Origin of the sequence: Streptomyces sp. NPDC007025 (assembly GCF_042869455.1) — a bacterium.
Lineage (GTDB): Bacteria > Actinomycetota > Actinomycetes > Streptomycetales > Streptomycetaceae > Streptomyces.
Genome location: NZ_JBIAFT010000005.1, coordinates 218007 through 231267 on the forward strand (window position 1 = coordinate 218007; position 13261 = coordinate 231267).

Here is a 13261-nt window from a genome sequence, read left to right on the forward strand (position 1 = left end):
CTGGGGGTGGCGCTGCGCCACCCCTGCATCGTCACTCGAACGAGTGTAAAAACCCAATTCTGCTTGCGAGTTGACGCTTCACTCTCACGAGTCCTCCGCATCCGGGAGAATGTCCGAAGTGGCGGACTACCGGCCGGTCGGCAGGAAGACTGGCCCCGTGCAGCAGAACATCCCCGAGGAGACCACCTCCTTCGTCGGCAGGGCCGCCGAGCTGGCGCGGCTGGCCGAAGCGCTCAGGGAGCAGCGACTGGTGACCCTCGTCGGCGGCGCCGGAGTGGGGAAGTCCCGGCTCGCCCTGCACGCACTGGGCACCGCACCTCCTGGAGCCGGGAGCATCTACTGGGCCGACCTGTGGCCGCTGCGGAGCGATGAACTCCTCGCCGCCACCGTGGCCGACGCGCTCGGCCTCTCCGACCACACGCCCCGAATGCCGCTGGACGCCCTGTGCGGCTGGGTGGCGGACCGCGCGGTGCTGCTCGTCCTCGACTCGTGCGAGCACCTCGTCCCGTCCTGCCGCCATCTGGTCGGCGAACTGCTGACCGCCTGCCCGAATCTGACCGTGCTGACCACCAGCAGGGAGCCGCTGGGCGCCATCCGCGAGGCCGTGCTGCCCGTACCGCCGCTGGCGCCCGGTACGGAGGCCGTCGCCCTCTTCCGACAGCGCGCCGAGGCGGTCGGCAGACCGCTGCGCGAGATCTCCGAGCAGCGGTTGGCCGCGGGGCTGTGCGCCCGGCTGGACGGCGTGCCGCTCGCCTTGGAGCTGGCGGCGGCGCAGTTGCGCCACCACACGCTGGCCGAGACCTCGGACCGGATCCGCTCCGGGCTGGATCTGCTCGACGACCCCGGCCGATCCGGCCCGGGAGAGGCGGAGCCCGGGCCGCCCGGCGCCGGTTCGGGGCCGGGCGGCGGCAGCCCGCCCGGCGGCCTTCCGTCGAGCGGCACCGGGTCCGGACCGTCCGTACCCGGACCGTCCGTACCCGGCGAGGAACTCCGGCGCCCCGCACGGCACAGCGCCGTGCGGACGGCAGTCGGCTGGAGCCACGAACTGTGCCGCCCCACCGAGCGCCTGCTGTGGGCCCGGCTGACGGTCTTCCCCGCCGGGTTCGACGGCGGGCTCGCCGAACAGGTGTGCAGCGGTGGCCCCTTGACCCCCGGAGAGCTGCGCTCCTGCCTGGCCGGCCTGGTGAACAAGTCGGTCGTCACCGTCGAGGGGGGCCGCTACCGGCTGCTGGACAGCATCCGCGAGTACGGCCGGATGTGGCTGCGGGAACTGGGCGAGACCGAACAGCTGGCCGCCCGGCACGCCGCCGCGCTGGTGGAGCTGTCGCGGCAGGCCCGCACCGAGTGGCCCGGGGCGCGCCAGCAGGCGTGGTACGAGCGGATCGAGGAGCTGTACCACGACGTGCGCGAGGCGCTGCGGTTCCTGCTGGGCACCGACCCGGCCGCGGCCCTGGAGCTGGCCGGGAACGTGGCCTTCTTCTGGGTGTGCTGCGGCCACCTCTACGAGACCCACCACTACCTGGAGCTGGCGCTGGCCTGCACCGAGGGGTCGAGCGAGGCCCGGACGCGCGGCCTGTGGTCGCTGGGCCTGGCGCGCGTGCTGCACGGGGACCACGAGGCGGGCCGCTCCCTCGCCGAGCTGACCCGGCAGGAGGCCGCCCTCGCACGGAACGAGGAAGGGCTGCGCGGGGCCGCCTATCTGGAGGCGCTCGCCGCGCTGATGGCCGGACGCCCGCTGGCGGCCCTGGCGACGGCCGACGCGGCGCTGCGCGACACCGGCCGGGCGCCGGAGCCCGCCTTCGGCAGCACCCTGTGCCGGTTGGCCCGGCTGTTCGCGCTCACCGGCGCCGGCCGGCTGAAGGAGGCCCGCCGGGAGGCCGAGGCCCTGCGCCGGGAGTGTGTACGGCTCGGGGAGTACTGGACCCGCTCGTACACCGACTACCAGTTGGCGCTGATCGCGCTCTTCGAGGACCGGCCGGGCCCGGCGGGCGCCCACGCGCGGGACATGCTCGACGCGAAGCGCCGCATCGGGGACCGCTTCGGCATCGCCCTCGGACTGGAGTTGCTGGCCGCCGCCCAGGCGCGGGAGGGCGAGCCGGAGCGGGCCGCGCTCGCGTACGGCGCCGCCGCGCAGCACTGGGAGATCGTGGGCCACCCGCAGCGCGGCACCCCCGAGGTGGCCCCGCTGCGGGACGAGGGGCAGGCCGCGGCCCGGGCCCGGCTCGGCGACGCGGGATACGAGGCGCTCTTCCGCGAGGCCCTGCACGCCGACCGCGACGAGGTGCTGGCCCGGGCGACCCGCCCGGCCCCGGAGAGCCACCGCTGAGGGGCGGCGCGGGACAGCGCGGGACAGCGGCCGCGCGAGGCGGCGCCCGGCGCCGGGCGCCGCCTCGCGCGGCTGACGGACTCCGAACGACCGGCAGGACCGTCCGCGGCGAGGAGCATCGGTGGGCCCGGGTCACCCGCCCACCGGTTCCGCCTGGGGCCGCTCCGCGCGGGCGGACCCCGCAGCGCCCGCGGACCCCGCACCGGCCGCGCGGGGGCGGCGGAAGCGCAGGGCGATCAGGGCGGTGCTGCCCGCACCCAGCGCGGCCAGCAGCACGGCATGGCGCAGGCCGTCGGCCCGGGACACTCCCGAGCCCGCGGCCACCGCGATCAGCAAGGCCAGCCCGACGGCGGCGCCCACCTGCTGGGTGGTGGACGCCATCCCGGAGGCGACGCCCACGTTCCGCCCGTCCACCCCGGCGGCAGCGGCGCCGAACATCAGGGTGTAGCTCGCGCCCTGCCCGAGGCCCAGCACCACCAGCCCCGGCACCGTCGCCGCGTACGAGGCGTCCTCCGCCATCGTCAGCCCGACCGCCGCCGCCCCTGCGGCGGCCACCGCGAGCCCTCCCACCATCGCGGCCCGCATCCCGAACCGGGTGGCGATCCGCCCGGCCAGCAGCGAACCGGCCGCGACGGCCACCATGGGCACGAGATAGGCCAGCGCCGTCCTCAGCGGGCCGTATCCGTGCACCTCCTGGAAGTAGACGGTCAGGAAGTAGACCAGGCTGCCGATCGTCCCCATGAAGAGGAAGGTGACGGCCACCCCGGTGCTCAGGTCGCGGTCGCGCAGCAGGTGCAGCGGCATCAGCGGGGCACGGCCGCGCCACTGGAGGAGGAGGAACCCGGCGAGCAGAACGGCGCCGAGGGCTGCGGCGGCCGGCACCGGTGGCGCGGACCAGCCCGACTCCGGGCCCTGCACGAGGGCGAGTACCACCGCGGTGACGCCGAGGGTCGAGGTGAGGGCGCCGGGCACGTCCAGCCGACCGCCGCGCCCGGCACCCGCCGGGTCCGGCACGATGAGCCGGTACGCGGCGACCAGCGCCGCCGCGGCGAGCGGGACGTTGACGTAGAACACCGCACGCCAGCCGAGGACCTCGGTGAGCAGTCCGCCCAGCAGGGCGCCCAGGATCAGGCCACTGCCGCCCGCCGCTCCCCAGACCGAGAACGCCCGGTTGCGTTCCCTGCCCTCGGCGAAGAGCGTGCCGACCAGGGTGAGGGTCGCGGGGAAGAGGAACGCGCCCCCGATCCCCTGCCCCGCGCGGGCCGCGAGCAGCAGGCCCGGACCGCCCGCCAGCCCCCCGGCCAGGGACGCGGCACCGTAGAGCAGGAGGCCGAGGACGAACATCCGCCGGGGGCCGAACAGGTCGCAGGCCCGGCCGCCGAGCAGCAGGAACCCGCCGAAGGCGACGGCGTAGGCGCTCACCACCCATTGCAGGCCGCCTGGCGTGAACCCCAGGCCGGTGCCGATCCGCGGCAGCGCCATGTACACGATGTTGTAGTCCAAGGCGACGATGAGCTGGGCGAGGGCCAGCAGAGCCAGGATGCGGCCCTGCCGGCCCGCCCGTGCCGCGACGGGGTTCATCGGCGCGCCGCCCGCTCGTCCGTGCCGGCGACCTTGGCGGTGGCGAGCGCGACCCGGTTCCAGGTGTTGATGGCGAAGGTGAGCGCCAGCAGCGCGGCCAGCTCCGGCTCGTCGAAGTGGCCGGCCGCGCCGTCGTAGGCTGCGTCCGGCACCCCGGCGTCGGAGACCCGGGTGACCGCCTCGGCGAGGGCCAGGGCCGCCTGCTCCCGCGCGGTGAAGAAGTGCGCGGCCTCCCGCCACACGGCGACCATGTGCAGCCGCTCCTCGCTCTCGCCCGCCTTGCGGGCGTCCGAGGTGTGCATGTGGAGGCAGTACGCGCAGCCGTTGAGCTGCGAGGCGCGGATCTGGACCAGTTCGACCAGCGCCGGGTCGAGGTGCTCACGTGCGGCGGCGTCGAGGCCGATCAGGGCCTTGAACGCCTTCGGGGCGCTCTTGGCGAAGTTCAGTCGCGGGGTGGTGGGAGCGGTGTTCTCGTTCGTTGTCATGCCTCGAATCTAGAAGTCCGAATGACCGGCTGTAGGGTGCAATTTCATGGGAGAATCGCGGGTCAATTTGCCGGACCCGGGCAACCCGGCCGCACACCCGGACCCGGACCCGGACCCGGACGCGGAGCCGACGGCGTCCGGGGCGGCGGAGGTGCTCGGGCAGGACCTGCATGTGGAACTGGCGGCCGCGGGTGGGCGCCGCACCGTGCTCATGGCCGCCCTGCGGGAGGCGGTGCGGTCCGGCCGGCTCGCCCCCGGGACCCGCCTGCCGCCCTACCGCTCCCTCGCCGCCGACCTCGGCATCGCGCGCAACACCGTCGCCGAGGCGTACGGCGAACTGGTCGCCGAAGGCTGGCTCACCGCCCGGCAGGGTTCCGGTACCCGGGTGGCCCGCCGGGCGGAGCCGCTCACGCCCCGCCGCCCCAGACGGCAGCCGCCGGGACCGGCGGAACCCGCCCCTCCCACGCACAACCTCCGGCAGGGCCAGCCGGAGGACGCCTCCTTCCCGCGCGGCCCCTGGCTGGCCTCGGCGCGGCGGGCGGTGAGCGCCGCACCCAACGAGGCGTTCGGGCCGGGCGACCCGCAGGGCCGCGTCGAGTTGCGCCGGGCCCTGACCGACTACCTGGCCCGCGCGCGCGGCGTACGCACGAGCCCCGAACGCATCGTCATCTGCTCCGGGTTCGCGCACGCGCTGCGGCTGCTCGCCGGCGCGGTGCTGCCGGGCCCGATCGCCGTGGAGTCCTACGGCCTGCCCTTCCACCGCGCACTGCTGGCCGCCGCGCCGGTGGCCACGACGCCCCTGTCACTCGACGAAAGCGGTGCCCGCGTCGTGGAGTTGGCGGATCTCCCGCAGGTGCGGACCGCGCTGCTCACCCCGGCACACCAGTTCCCCACCGGGGGACCGCTGGAGCCGGAGCGGCGCACGGCGGTCGTCGACTGGGCCCGCGCCGTCGGCGGGCTCCTGCTGGAGGACGACTACGACGGGGAGTTCCGCTACGACCGCCGGCCGGTGGGCGCGGTGCAGGGGCTCGATCCCGACCGGGTGCTCTATCTCGGCTCGGCCAGCAAGAGCCTGTCTCCCGCCGTGCGGCTGGGCTGGATGGTGCTGCCCGACCATCTCGTCGACGACGTGCTCGCCGTCAAGGGCGAACGGGAGGGCTGGACCGGTGTGCTGGACCAACTGACCCTGGCCGACCTGATCACCTCCGGGGGCTACGACCGCCATATCCGCCGTATGCGCCAGCGGTACCGGCGGCGCCGCGACCAACTCCTCACCGCACTGGAGCGGCACGCCCCGCATGTGCACGCCACCGGCATCTCGGCGGGGCTGCACGCCGTGCTGCGGCTGCCCCCGGGCACCGAGCGCTCGGCGGTCAAGGCGGCGACCTGGCAGGGCGTCGCGCTGGACGGGCTGGCCTCCTTCCGCCACCCGGCGGCGACCATGGCCGCACCGGACGGCCTGGTCGTCGGCTACGCCACCCCCTCCGACCACGCCTGGACCCCGGCTCTCGAGGCGCTCGTGCGCGCGCTGCCACCGCCACTCGCACCGTCCGGCCCGCAGGCCGCTGCCACTGACACCGTCGCCGACACCGCAGACGCGGACGCGGACACCGACGCCCCCGACGCAGACGCAGACGCAGACGCAGACGCAGAGCCGGACGTTCGCAGGTGACCGAGCACGGGTGACGTCGCACACCGCCGCCCGCGCCGGAGCTCCGGGGCCTGGCGCGGACAGCGGTGCCGGGGCCCGGGGTCGGCCGGGGCACGAAAAATGCCCTCCGCCCCGCGTTTTCGCAGGACAGAGGGCATTTCCGGGTGGAGCCAAGGGGAGTCGAACCCCTGACATCTGCCATGCAAAGACAGCGCTCTACCAACTGAGCTATGGCCCCGTCGCGCACCAGGGTACCGGCTCCGGGAGACGAATTCCGACCGGGTATCGCCCCGCCCCCGCCACCGTCCGTAGGATGCACGGCAAGTTCGCGCGAGCGAAGCACCACAGGGCAGCCCAGGGGAGACGCCATGGACGCAGCAGCACAGGACCCGACGGCGAAGGCGCGCGAGCTCCAGAGTCAGTGGTACGGCGAGCCGTTGGGAACCCTCTTCCGTCGTCTGATCGAGGATCTGGGGCTCAACCAGGCCCGCCTCGCGACGGTGCTCGGACTGTCCGCACCTATGCTTTCGCAGCTCATGAGCGGGCAGCGGGCAAAGATCGGGAACCCGGCCGTCGTCCAGCGCGTCCAGGCCCTCCAGGAGCTGGCCGCCGAGGTGGCGCGCGGCGACATCAGCGCCGCCGACGCGACCGACCGGATGGACGAGATCCGCCGGACCGCGGGCGGCAGTGTGCTCAACAACACCACGCAGACCACCTCCTCCGGCGCCTCCCAGACCCCGGTCAAGCGGGTCGTACGGGAGATCCAGGCCCTGCTGCGGTCGGTTTCGGACGCCGCCGACATCATCGAGGCGTCCAACGCACTCGCCCCCTCCCACCCGGAACTGGCAGAGTTCCTCCGGGTCTACGGCGCGGGCCGCACCTCCGACGCGGTCAAGCACTACGAGTCGCACCAGAGCTGATCACCACGAGCCGCACCGCGGTTCACTGCGGTACAGCGGAAACGCGGAAGCAAGGGGCGGGCGCGAGCACCATGGGTGAGATCTTCGCCGGCAGGTACGAGCTGGTCGATCCGATCGGACGCGGCGGCGCCGGGACGGTCTGGCGCGCCTGGGACCACCGGCGCAGGCGGTACGTGGCCGCCAAGGTGCTCCAGCAGTCCGACGCCCACACCCTGCTGCGCTTCGTCCGCGAACAGTCCCTGCGCATCGACCACCCGCACGTGCTGGCCCCGGCGAGCTGGGCGGCCGACGACGAGCAGGTCCTGTTCACGATGGAACTGGTCAGGGGCGGCTCGCTGGCCCATCTCGTCGGCGACTACGGCGCCCTGCCTCCCACGTTCGTGTGCACCCTGCTCGATCAGCTCCTCTCCGGCCTGGCCGCCGTGCACGCCGAGGACGTGGTGCACCGGGACATCAAACCGGCGAACCTCCTGCTGGACTGCACCGGCACGGGCCGTCCGCACCTGCGGCTGTCCGACTTCGGCATCTCCATGCGCAAGGGCGAGCCCCGGCTGACCGAGACCAACTACGTCGTGGGTACGCCGGGCTACTTCGCACCCGAGCAGATGCTGGAGGCGGAGGCGGACTTCGCCTCGGACCTGTACGCGGTCGGGCTGGTGGGCCTTCATCTGCTCACCGGCCGGAAGCCCGACGCACAGGCGCTGTTCGAGGAGTACGAGCACGGGTTGCCCGCGGCGCCCGAGGGGGTGGCCGAGCCGCTGTGGCAGGTGCTGGGCCAGTTGCTGCAGCCCGACCCGGCCGTGCGCTTCCGCACCGCGACCGGCGCCCGCAAGGCCCTGGCCGCAGCCGCCGAACTGCTGGACCGGGACGCGACGGTGGAGCAGGAAGCCGTCGAGGTCTTCGACCACATCGGCCCGCTGCCGGGAGGGTTCGGCCCCGACGGTCCGCTGCGCCCGGCCGCACCGGGCCCGGACACGCCCGCCGGCGGTGCCACCGGAACCGGCAGCGGGCCCGGCAGCGGGGCGGGGGCCGGGAGCGGCACCGCCGGGGCGGCCGCCGAGGAGACCGCCCCCGGCGCCGCTGCGGCCGCCCCGGCGCCGGGGGCCGTGCCCACCCCGCGGCCGTCCGACACCGGGAGCTTTCCGCTGCAGCCGCCCGCGGCGGTCTCCGCCGCAGCGGCCACCGCCGCGCAGCCGGTGCCGCAGCAGCCGGCTACGCCACCGGCGGCGCCCCCCCGGCCCGGTCCGTACTCGGTCGCGGCGGACCAGGGCACCCGCGCCTCCCCGGCGTACGGGTACCCGGCGGGGCCGCCGGGCCCGGCGAGCCAGGTGGCGCCCGCCGCGACGGCGCCGCCCGCGCACGTGCCGGCCCCCGCACGGAGACCCGGCCCGCCGCTCAAGGTCGCGGTGCCGATGCTGCTCGTCGCGCTCCTGTGCCTGGCCGCGGGCGTCTGGGCGCTCTCGACAGCGGCGTAGTCCGCGGCGCTCTCCCCGGGCTCTGCGGGGAGGGGCTCAGTTGCCGCTCGCCTCGGCGAGAGTGTGCGCGACCAGGGCGTTGGCGTGGCCGTGGCCCAGGCCGTGTTCGGTCTTGAGCCAGGTGACGAGTTCCATGTGCTTGGTCAGGGGCGAGGTCCGGATGAGGTCCTTCCACTCGGCTATCGGGCGGCCGTACTTCTTCTCGATGGCGGGGAAGTAGCTCGCGGGGCCCTTCGCGGGTGTGGTCATGACGGTTCCGTTCTGTGTGGTGAGGTGAACCGGACCGGACGGCGCACGACCGCCCTTGTGTACGATGTCCACATTCACAGGGTGTGGTGACCCGCACCCCCGAGTGATGAGCGAGAGCGTAGACGACAAAAGTGGATGCTGTCCACATTGGAGAGAGTCACCATGGCGGCAACCGGGAACGAGAAGCCCAAACGGGACACCTACCGCCACGGCAACCTGCGCAACGCCCTGCTCGAGGCCGCCCTCGAACTCGCCCGCCAGGGCGGCCCGCAGGCCGTCGTCCTGCGCGCCGCCACCCGGCAGGCGGGTGTCGTCCCCAACGCCGCCTACCGCCACTTCGCCGACCGTGACGCTCTGCTGCACGCCGTCTCCCAGGCGGCCATGGCCCGGGTCGCCCGCACCATGGAGGCCGAACAGGCCGCCGTGCCGCCCAGCGAGGACCCGGAGGCCGTCGCGCGGGCCCGCTTCCGTGCCGTCGGCACCGGATACCTGCGCTTCGCCCAGGAGGAACCCGGCCTGTTCCGCACGGCCTTCCACGTTCCCGGCGACATGACCCACGCCGCGGCCGGCACCGCCGCGGGCGCCACCGGCAAGACCCCCTTCGAGCTGCTCGGCGAAGCCCTCGACAGCCTCGTGGACGCCGGACTCCTGGCCGCCGACCGGCGCCCCGGCGCCGAGTTCCTCGCCTGGTCAGCGGTGCACGGGCTCGCAGTCCTGCTCATCGACGGCCCGCTGCGCGGCCTGCACCCCACCCAGGTCCAGGACGCGGGCCAGGATGTCATCGACATGATCGAACGCGGCATCTGACGCCACCGGGCACGGCGGAAAGCCCAGGCGTTCCCCACGCTGCGGTCCCGTCGGACGGGCTCTAGCCCTGCGGAGGGCCGCCGCGCGGAGGGGCGTAGGGCGAGTGGTGCGGGAGCGGACCGTCCGGCGGGACCGCGGCGTAGGGGGCGGGCGCCGGGTACCCGGCCGTGCGGGCCCGGCGGCGGGCCAGCAGCAGCCAGAGGGCGAGGACGAGGAGGAGCGCCGTGCCCGCACCGACACCGGCCCAGCCCACCGTGCGCAGGGTCGCGCTGTGTTCGGCCTGGGCCTCGGTCAGCCCCTTCTCGGCCATCTCCCGGTCCCGGCCGGAGACCCCGAATCCGGCAGCGGCGGCGTCCCCGTCGTACTCCGGACCCTGCTGCGCCCGGCCTCTGACGTCGATCCGCAGGGTGACCGGGGTGCCGTCCGGGAACTGCGTCGCCATGTCCGGGCCGACGGTGACGGCCACGTAGTACCAGCCCGCGAAGCGGGTCCCGGAGGCGGCGTCGAGGAAGCGGTTCTCGTAGCGGACCGGGTTGCTGTAGCGGTCGAACTTGGCTCCGTCGCCGTCGTAGCCCTGGAAGTCCTCGTCGTAGAGCGGGGTGCGCGCCGGGTTGTAGACGTTCATCCGGAAGCCGTGCGGCACATACCGGCTCCCGGTCCCGGACCGCCGCGCGGAGTTGGGCAGCTCCGTACGCGCGTACAGCCGCTGCCCCCAGTCCACCGGCACCCGGAACCAGCGGGTCTCCCCGGCGCGGACGCGGTCCTTCCACACCCCGTCCCCGAGCGCGCGGGCGTCGTTGAAGCCGGTACCGCCGGTGCGGGTCTCCGCCGGGCCCGAGGGCGGTGCGGGGCGGGTGTTGTGGGCGTCGGTCTCCTCCTCGGCGCCGGGCCGGGGTGCCGGGATACCGCCCTTGAGGCCGGGCTCCGTCATGACCGACAGCTCCAGCGGCCAGGAACTGGGGTCGGAGTTGTCGCCCTCCTCGCGGACGACATGGACCAGGTAGGGCCCCGCGGTGCGGCAGTCCTCGTCCGCGGGGTCGCCCATCAGCCGGGAGGCGGTGGCGGCCAGCGGGAAGGCGGTGTCGCCGTTCCCGACGGCGGAGCCCTCGGAGCAGGAGTCCCCGTCGGTGTTCTGCAACGTCACCTTGAGGCCGTCCTGGAAGGTGACCCTGGACCCCGGTTCCGGAATCCCGGTCGCGGTCACATGGACGTCCGCCTTCGCGTCCAGGTCGAGCGCGTAGTACTTCTCCCGACCCGGCCGGATCCGGTCGGTGAACAGGCCGGACGCCACCTCGGGCGCGTCCGCGCTGCTCGCGGCGCCGGTGATCCGCTGTGCGTCGGCGGCCGGTTCCCAGCCGCGCGGGGCACCTGCCGCCCACGCCCGCGGTGCGGTCTGGCCGCCCAGGACCCCGGCGGTCAGGCACAGCAGGACGGCCAACGCGGCGGCGCGGGCCGCACGTCGGCGCCCGTGCCCGGGTTCGTGGCCGGGGTCGGGTTCGTGGCCGTGGCCGGGGTCGTGGCCGTGCCCGGGTTCGTGGCCGCTTCCGCCGTGCCCGTCACTCCTGTCACACCCGTCGCGCATGTCGTCCCCCGTCACCACGTTCCACCCCTCGTCGCCGTCGCGCTCCGAACCCTGGCACGGCGCCGCAGCGCGTACCCCGCCCCGCCCGCCGCCAGCAGCACGGCCGCGGCGCCGCCCGCGGCCGCGACCGCCGGATGCGGTCCTTCCCCCGCGTGCCGCACACTGCCCGACGGCCCGCCCCCGGCGGACGCGCCGCCGCGGCGCCCGTCCGCCGCTCCACCGGCACCGGCGTACGGCGCGTCGTGCTCGGGGCCCTGCTTCCGGCGGCCCTTGACATCGACGCGCAGCACCACCCGGACCGCGGCGTGCGCGGCGATGCGGTCGGCCCCGGCGCCCAGCGTGACCGCCACGTAGTAGTCGCCGTCGCGCCGCACCGGGCGTACGGAGGCGGCGGGCTCCGTACGGTTCCGCCACGAGACCGGCACGGTACCGTGCGACACCTTCACCGGCTCGCCCCGGTAGGGGCGGCGGGTGGTGAACTCCGTACCGCCCGCGACCGGGAGCCGTCCCGGCGTGTACAGCTCCGTCCACACGGATGAGGAGGGGACGGAGCCGCTCCGCGGGCGCGCGGGCTCGTTGGCGAACTCGACGTCGTAGCGCAGCTGCTGGTTCCAGCCGACCGGAACCCGGTACCAGCGGGTCTGGGCCGGGACCAGGGTGTCCCGCCACACGCCGGCGCGCAGCTTCCTCGCGTCGTTGAACCCGGTGCCGCCCTCGATGTCCCGGGGCGCGCCCGTCGGCAGGGCCGCGTCCTCGCCTCCCGGCCCGTAGTCGGTCTCGGCGCGGGCCGGTGCCGCCCCGCCGGGCAGCGCCCGCTCGGTGCCGAGCCGCAGCTCCACGGGCCAGCGCGCCCGGTCGGAGCCGTCGGCGGTGGCGCGGGTCAGCTCGAAGGTGAAGCGTCCGGGCCGGTCGCAGGAGCGGGCGCCGTCCCCGTCGGGGATCCGGCTGACCGCCGCGGTGAGGGGGACGCCGCCCTCGTCCTGTGCGAACCAGGAGCGGCCGCTGCCGCACCGGCTGCCGTCGGAGCTGCGCATCGTCAGCTCCAGACCGTCCGCGGTGCCCACGCGGGCGCCGGGCGCGGGCACTCCGGTGGCGGCGAGGTCCACGGCCCGCGCGGCGGAGCCGGCGCCGAGTTCGGTGCTGTACCAGCGGGTCTCCCCGGGCCCGATGGTGTCCAGGTACTGGCCGGGGGCACGCAGCCGAGGGGCGTCGGCCGAGGAGCGCGTCCCGCTGACCCGCCTGCCCTCGAACCGGTAGCCGGCCGCCGACTGCCGCCCGGCGCGCTCCAGTTCGCGGGCCAGGTCCTCGGCCTCCGGCGCGTCGTAGTACTTCCCGTGCCCGGCCTCCGCGATGCACTCCAGCTGCTCGCGTGCCTCGCCGCGCACCTGGAAGCCGATGGCGTCGATCCGCAGGTCCAGGCCGTCCCGGGAGAGCTCCTCGGCGACCTCGCACGGCTCCGGGTCACCGCAGGTGTCCTCGCCGTCGGAGACCAGCACGATCGTGTGGCGGGCCGGCGTGTTCCGCGGCGGGTCGGGCAGGTCGGCGGCGGCCTTCCGGAGCGCCGGGCCGATCGGGGTCTCGCCCTTGGGCCGCACCCCGGAGACGGCCTTCTTGATCCCCGCCCGGTCCAGTGCGCCGACCGGTTCGACGAGCCGGGTGTCGGTGCAGCTCGCGGCCCGGTCGGCGCCGTAGGCCCGGAGCCCGGTGGGGTATCCGTCGGGGAGGCTGTCGACGAGGGCGCCCACCGCGTCCCGGGCGGACTCCATCCGGGTCCCGCCGGAGCCCGTCTCCCGGGCCATGGAGCCCGAGGAGTCCAGCACGATCTCCAGCGCACGGGTGCCGCCAACCGCGGCGTCCCGGGCGGCCGGAGCGGCCGGGGCCGCGGCGGCGGGTGCCACCGCCGGCCCGGCGAGCAGGGCGAGCAGCGCCCCTCCCGCCGCCCCTCTCGGCAACGGTCCGGTCCGCCGCCTCCGCGCAGTGCGCATGCTCGTCTCCCCCTTCGGCCCGTACGGACCCCGGTAGCTTTGCGCAAGCACGGTATTGCTTTGCAAGAGCAAGCAGCAAGGGGGAGGTGTCACGGTACAGCAACAGCACAGGCATCCCGACGGCCGCCGCGCACCCGGGCGCCTCCCCTCCCCAAGAGGCCTTTTGCAGCCGCTTGTTGCCGGGTCCACCGACTGGGGAG

Annotated in this window: 10 protein-coding genes and 1 tRNA gene; 5 read left to right on the forward strand and 6 right to left on the reverse strand. The window is 75.1% G+C overall.

Going from position 1 to position 13261, the window contains the following annotated elements; all coding sequences use genetic code 11:
* Positions 1–157: 157 nt before the first annotated feature.
* Entirely contained in the window at positions 158–2326 is a 2169-nt protein-coding gene (locus ACFYMO_RS12035) for a regulator (RefSeq protein WP_366774316.1), read from the forward strand.
* 132 nt (positions 2327–2458) lie between these two features.
* Here the strand turns inward: ACFYMO_RS12035 and ACFYMO_RS12040 are convergent, their stop codons facing one another.
* Both ACFYMO_RS12040 and ACFYMO_RS12045 read right to left on the reverse strand, forming a co-directional pair.
* Positions 2459–3907, reverse strand: coding sequence for an MFS transporter (locus ACFYMO_RS12040; RefSeq protein WP_388545899.1), 1449 nt, complete (start codon positions 3905–3907; stop codon positions 2459–2461).
* Positions 3904–4392 carry a carboxymuconolactone decarboxylase family protein gene (locus ACFYMO_RS12045; RefSeq protein ID WP_366772604.1) on the reverse strand — a complete coding sequence of 163 codons (489 nt, stop codon included), beginning with the start codon at positions 4390–4392 and terminating at the stop codon, positions 3904–3906. Before ACFYMO_RS12045 ends, ACFYMO_RS12040 begins: the two co-directional genes overlap by 4 nt.
* A 46-nt stretch (positions 4393–4438) precedes the next feature.
* Here ACFYMO_RS12045 and ACFYMO_RS12050 point away from each other — a divergent pair, with 46 nt between their 5' ends.
* Positions 4439–6064 (forward strand): PLP-dependent aminotransferase family protein, encoded by a 1626-nt coding sequence (locus ACFYMO_RS12050; protein WP_388545902.1) that lies wholly within the window; start codon positions 4439–4441, stop codon positions 6062–6064.
* 144 nt (positions 6065–6208) lie between these two features.
* Here the strand turns inward: ACFYMO_RS12050 and ACFYMO_RS12055 are convergent.
* A tRNA-Ala gene (locus tag ACFYMO_RS12055) sits at positions 6209–6281 on the reverse strand.
* Between the two features lie 130 nt (positions 6282–6411).
* Between ACFYMO_RS12055 and ACFYMO_RS12060 the strand changes: the two genes are divergently transcribed.
* Positions 6412–6963 carry a helix-turn-helix transcriptional regulator gene (locus ACFYMO_RS12060; protein WP_366772606.1) on the forward strand — a complete coding sequence of 184 codons (552 nt, stop codon included), beginning with the start codon at positions 6412–6414 and terminating at the stop codon, positions 6961–6963.
* 71 nt (positions 6964–7034) lie between these two features.
* On the forward strand, positions 7035–8438 hold the full coding sequence (locus tag ACFYMO_RS12065) for a serine/threonine-protein kinase (protein ID WP_366772607.1): 1404 nt from the start codon (positions 7035–7037) through the stop codon (positions 8436–8438).
* A 36-nt stretch (positions 8439–8474) separates the two neighbouring features.
* Here the strand turns inward: ACFYMO_RS12065 and ACFYMO_RS12070 are convergent, their stop codons facing one another.
* Positions 8475–8687 carry a DUF4287 domain-containing protein gene (locus ACFYMO_RS12070; protein ID WP_366772608.1) on the reverse strand — a complete coding sequence of 71 codons (213 nt, stop codon included), beginning with the start codon at positions 8685–8687 and terminating at the stop codon, positions 8475–8477.
* Positions 8688–8849: 162 nt separating this feature from the next.
* Here ACFYMO_RS12070 and ACFYMO_RS12075 point away from each other — a divergent pair, with 162 nt between their 5' ends.
* Positions 8850–9494 carry a TetR-like C-terminal domain-containing protein gene (locus ACFYMO_RS12075; protein ID WP_366772609.1) on the forward strand — a complete coding sequence of 215 codons (645 nt, stop codon included), beginning with the start codon at positions 8850–8852 and terminating at the stop codon, positions 9492–9494.
* A gap of 61 nt (positions 9495–9555) precedes the next feature.
* Here ACFYMO_RS12075 and ACFYMO_RS12080 read toward each other — a convergent pair whose 3' ends face one another.
* Positions 9556–11076, reverse strand: a complete 1521-nt coding sequence (locus ACFYMO_RS12080) for a hypothetical protein (protein WP_388545907.1) — start codon at positions 11074–11076, stop codon at positions 9556–9558.
* An 11-nt stretch (positions 11077–11087) separates the two neighbouring features.
* Complete coding sequence (locus ACFYMO_RS12085; RefSeq protein WP_388545910.1) at positions 11088–13061, reverse strand: VWA domain-containing protein; 1974 nt, start codon at positions 13059–13061, stop codon at positions 11088–11090.
* Positions 13062–13261: the final 200 nt, after the last annotated feature.

What these genes read in the sequence shown, in the direction of transcription:
- ACFYMO_RS12040 (WP_388545899.1), bottom strand. Translation starts at nt 3,907, where the DNA reads ATGAACCCCGTCGCGGCACGGGCGGGCCGGCAGGGCCGCATCCTGGCT.
- ACFYMO_RS12045 (WP_366772604.1), bottom strand. Translation starts at nt 4,392, where the DNA reads ATGACAACGAACGAGAACACCGCTCCCACCACCCCGCGACTGAACTTC.
- ACFYMO_RS12050 (WP_388545902.1), top strand. Translation starts at nt 4,439, where the DNA reads ATGGGAGAATCGCGGGTCAATTTGCCGGACCCGGGCAACCCGGCCGCA.
- ACFYMO_RS12060 (WP_366772606.1), top strand. Translation starts at nt 6,412, where the DNA reads ATGGACGCAGCAGCACAGGACCCGACGGCGAAGGCGCGCGAGCTCCAG.
- ACFYMO_RS12065 (WP_366772607.1), top strand. Translation starts at nt 7,035, where the DNA reads ATGGGTGAGATCTTCGCCGGCAGGTACGAGCTGGTCGATCCGATCGGA.
- ACFYMO_RS12070 (WP_366772608.1), bottom strand. Translation starts at nt 8,687, where the DNA reads ATGACCACACCCGCGAAGGGCCCCGCGAGCTACTTCCCCGCCATCGAG.
- ACFYMO_RS12075 (WP_366772609.1), top strand. Translation starts at nt 8,850, where the DNA reads ATGGCGGCAACCGGGAACGAGAAGCCCAAACGGGACACCTACCGCCAC.
- ACFYMO_RS12080 (WP_388545907.1), bottom strand. Translation starts at nt 11,076, where the DNA reads ATGCGCGACGGGTGTGACAGGAGTGACGGGCACGGCGGAAGCGGCCAC.
- ACFYMO_RS12085 (WP_388545910.1), bottom strand. Translation starts at nt 13,061, where the DNA reads ATGCGCACTGCGCGGAGGCGGCGGACCGGACCGTTGCCGAGAGGGGCG.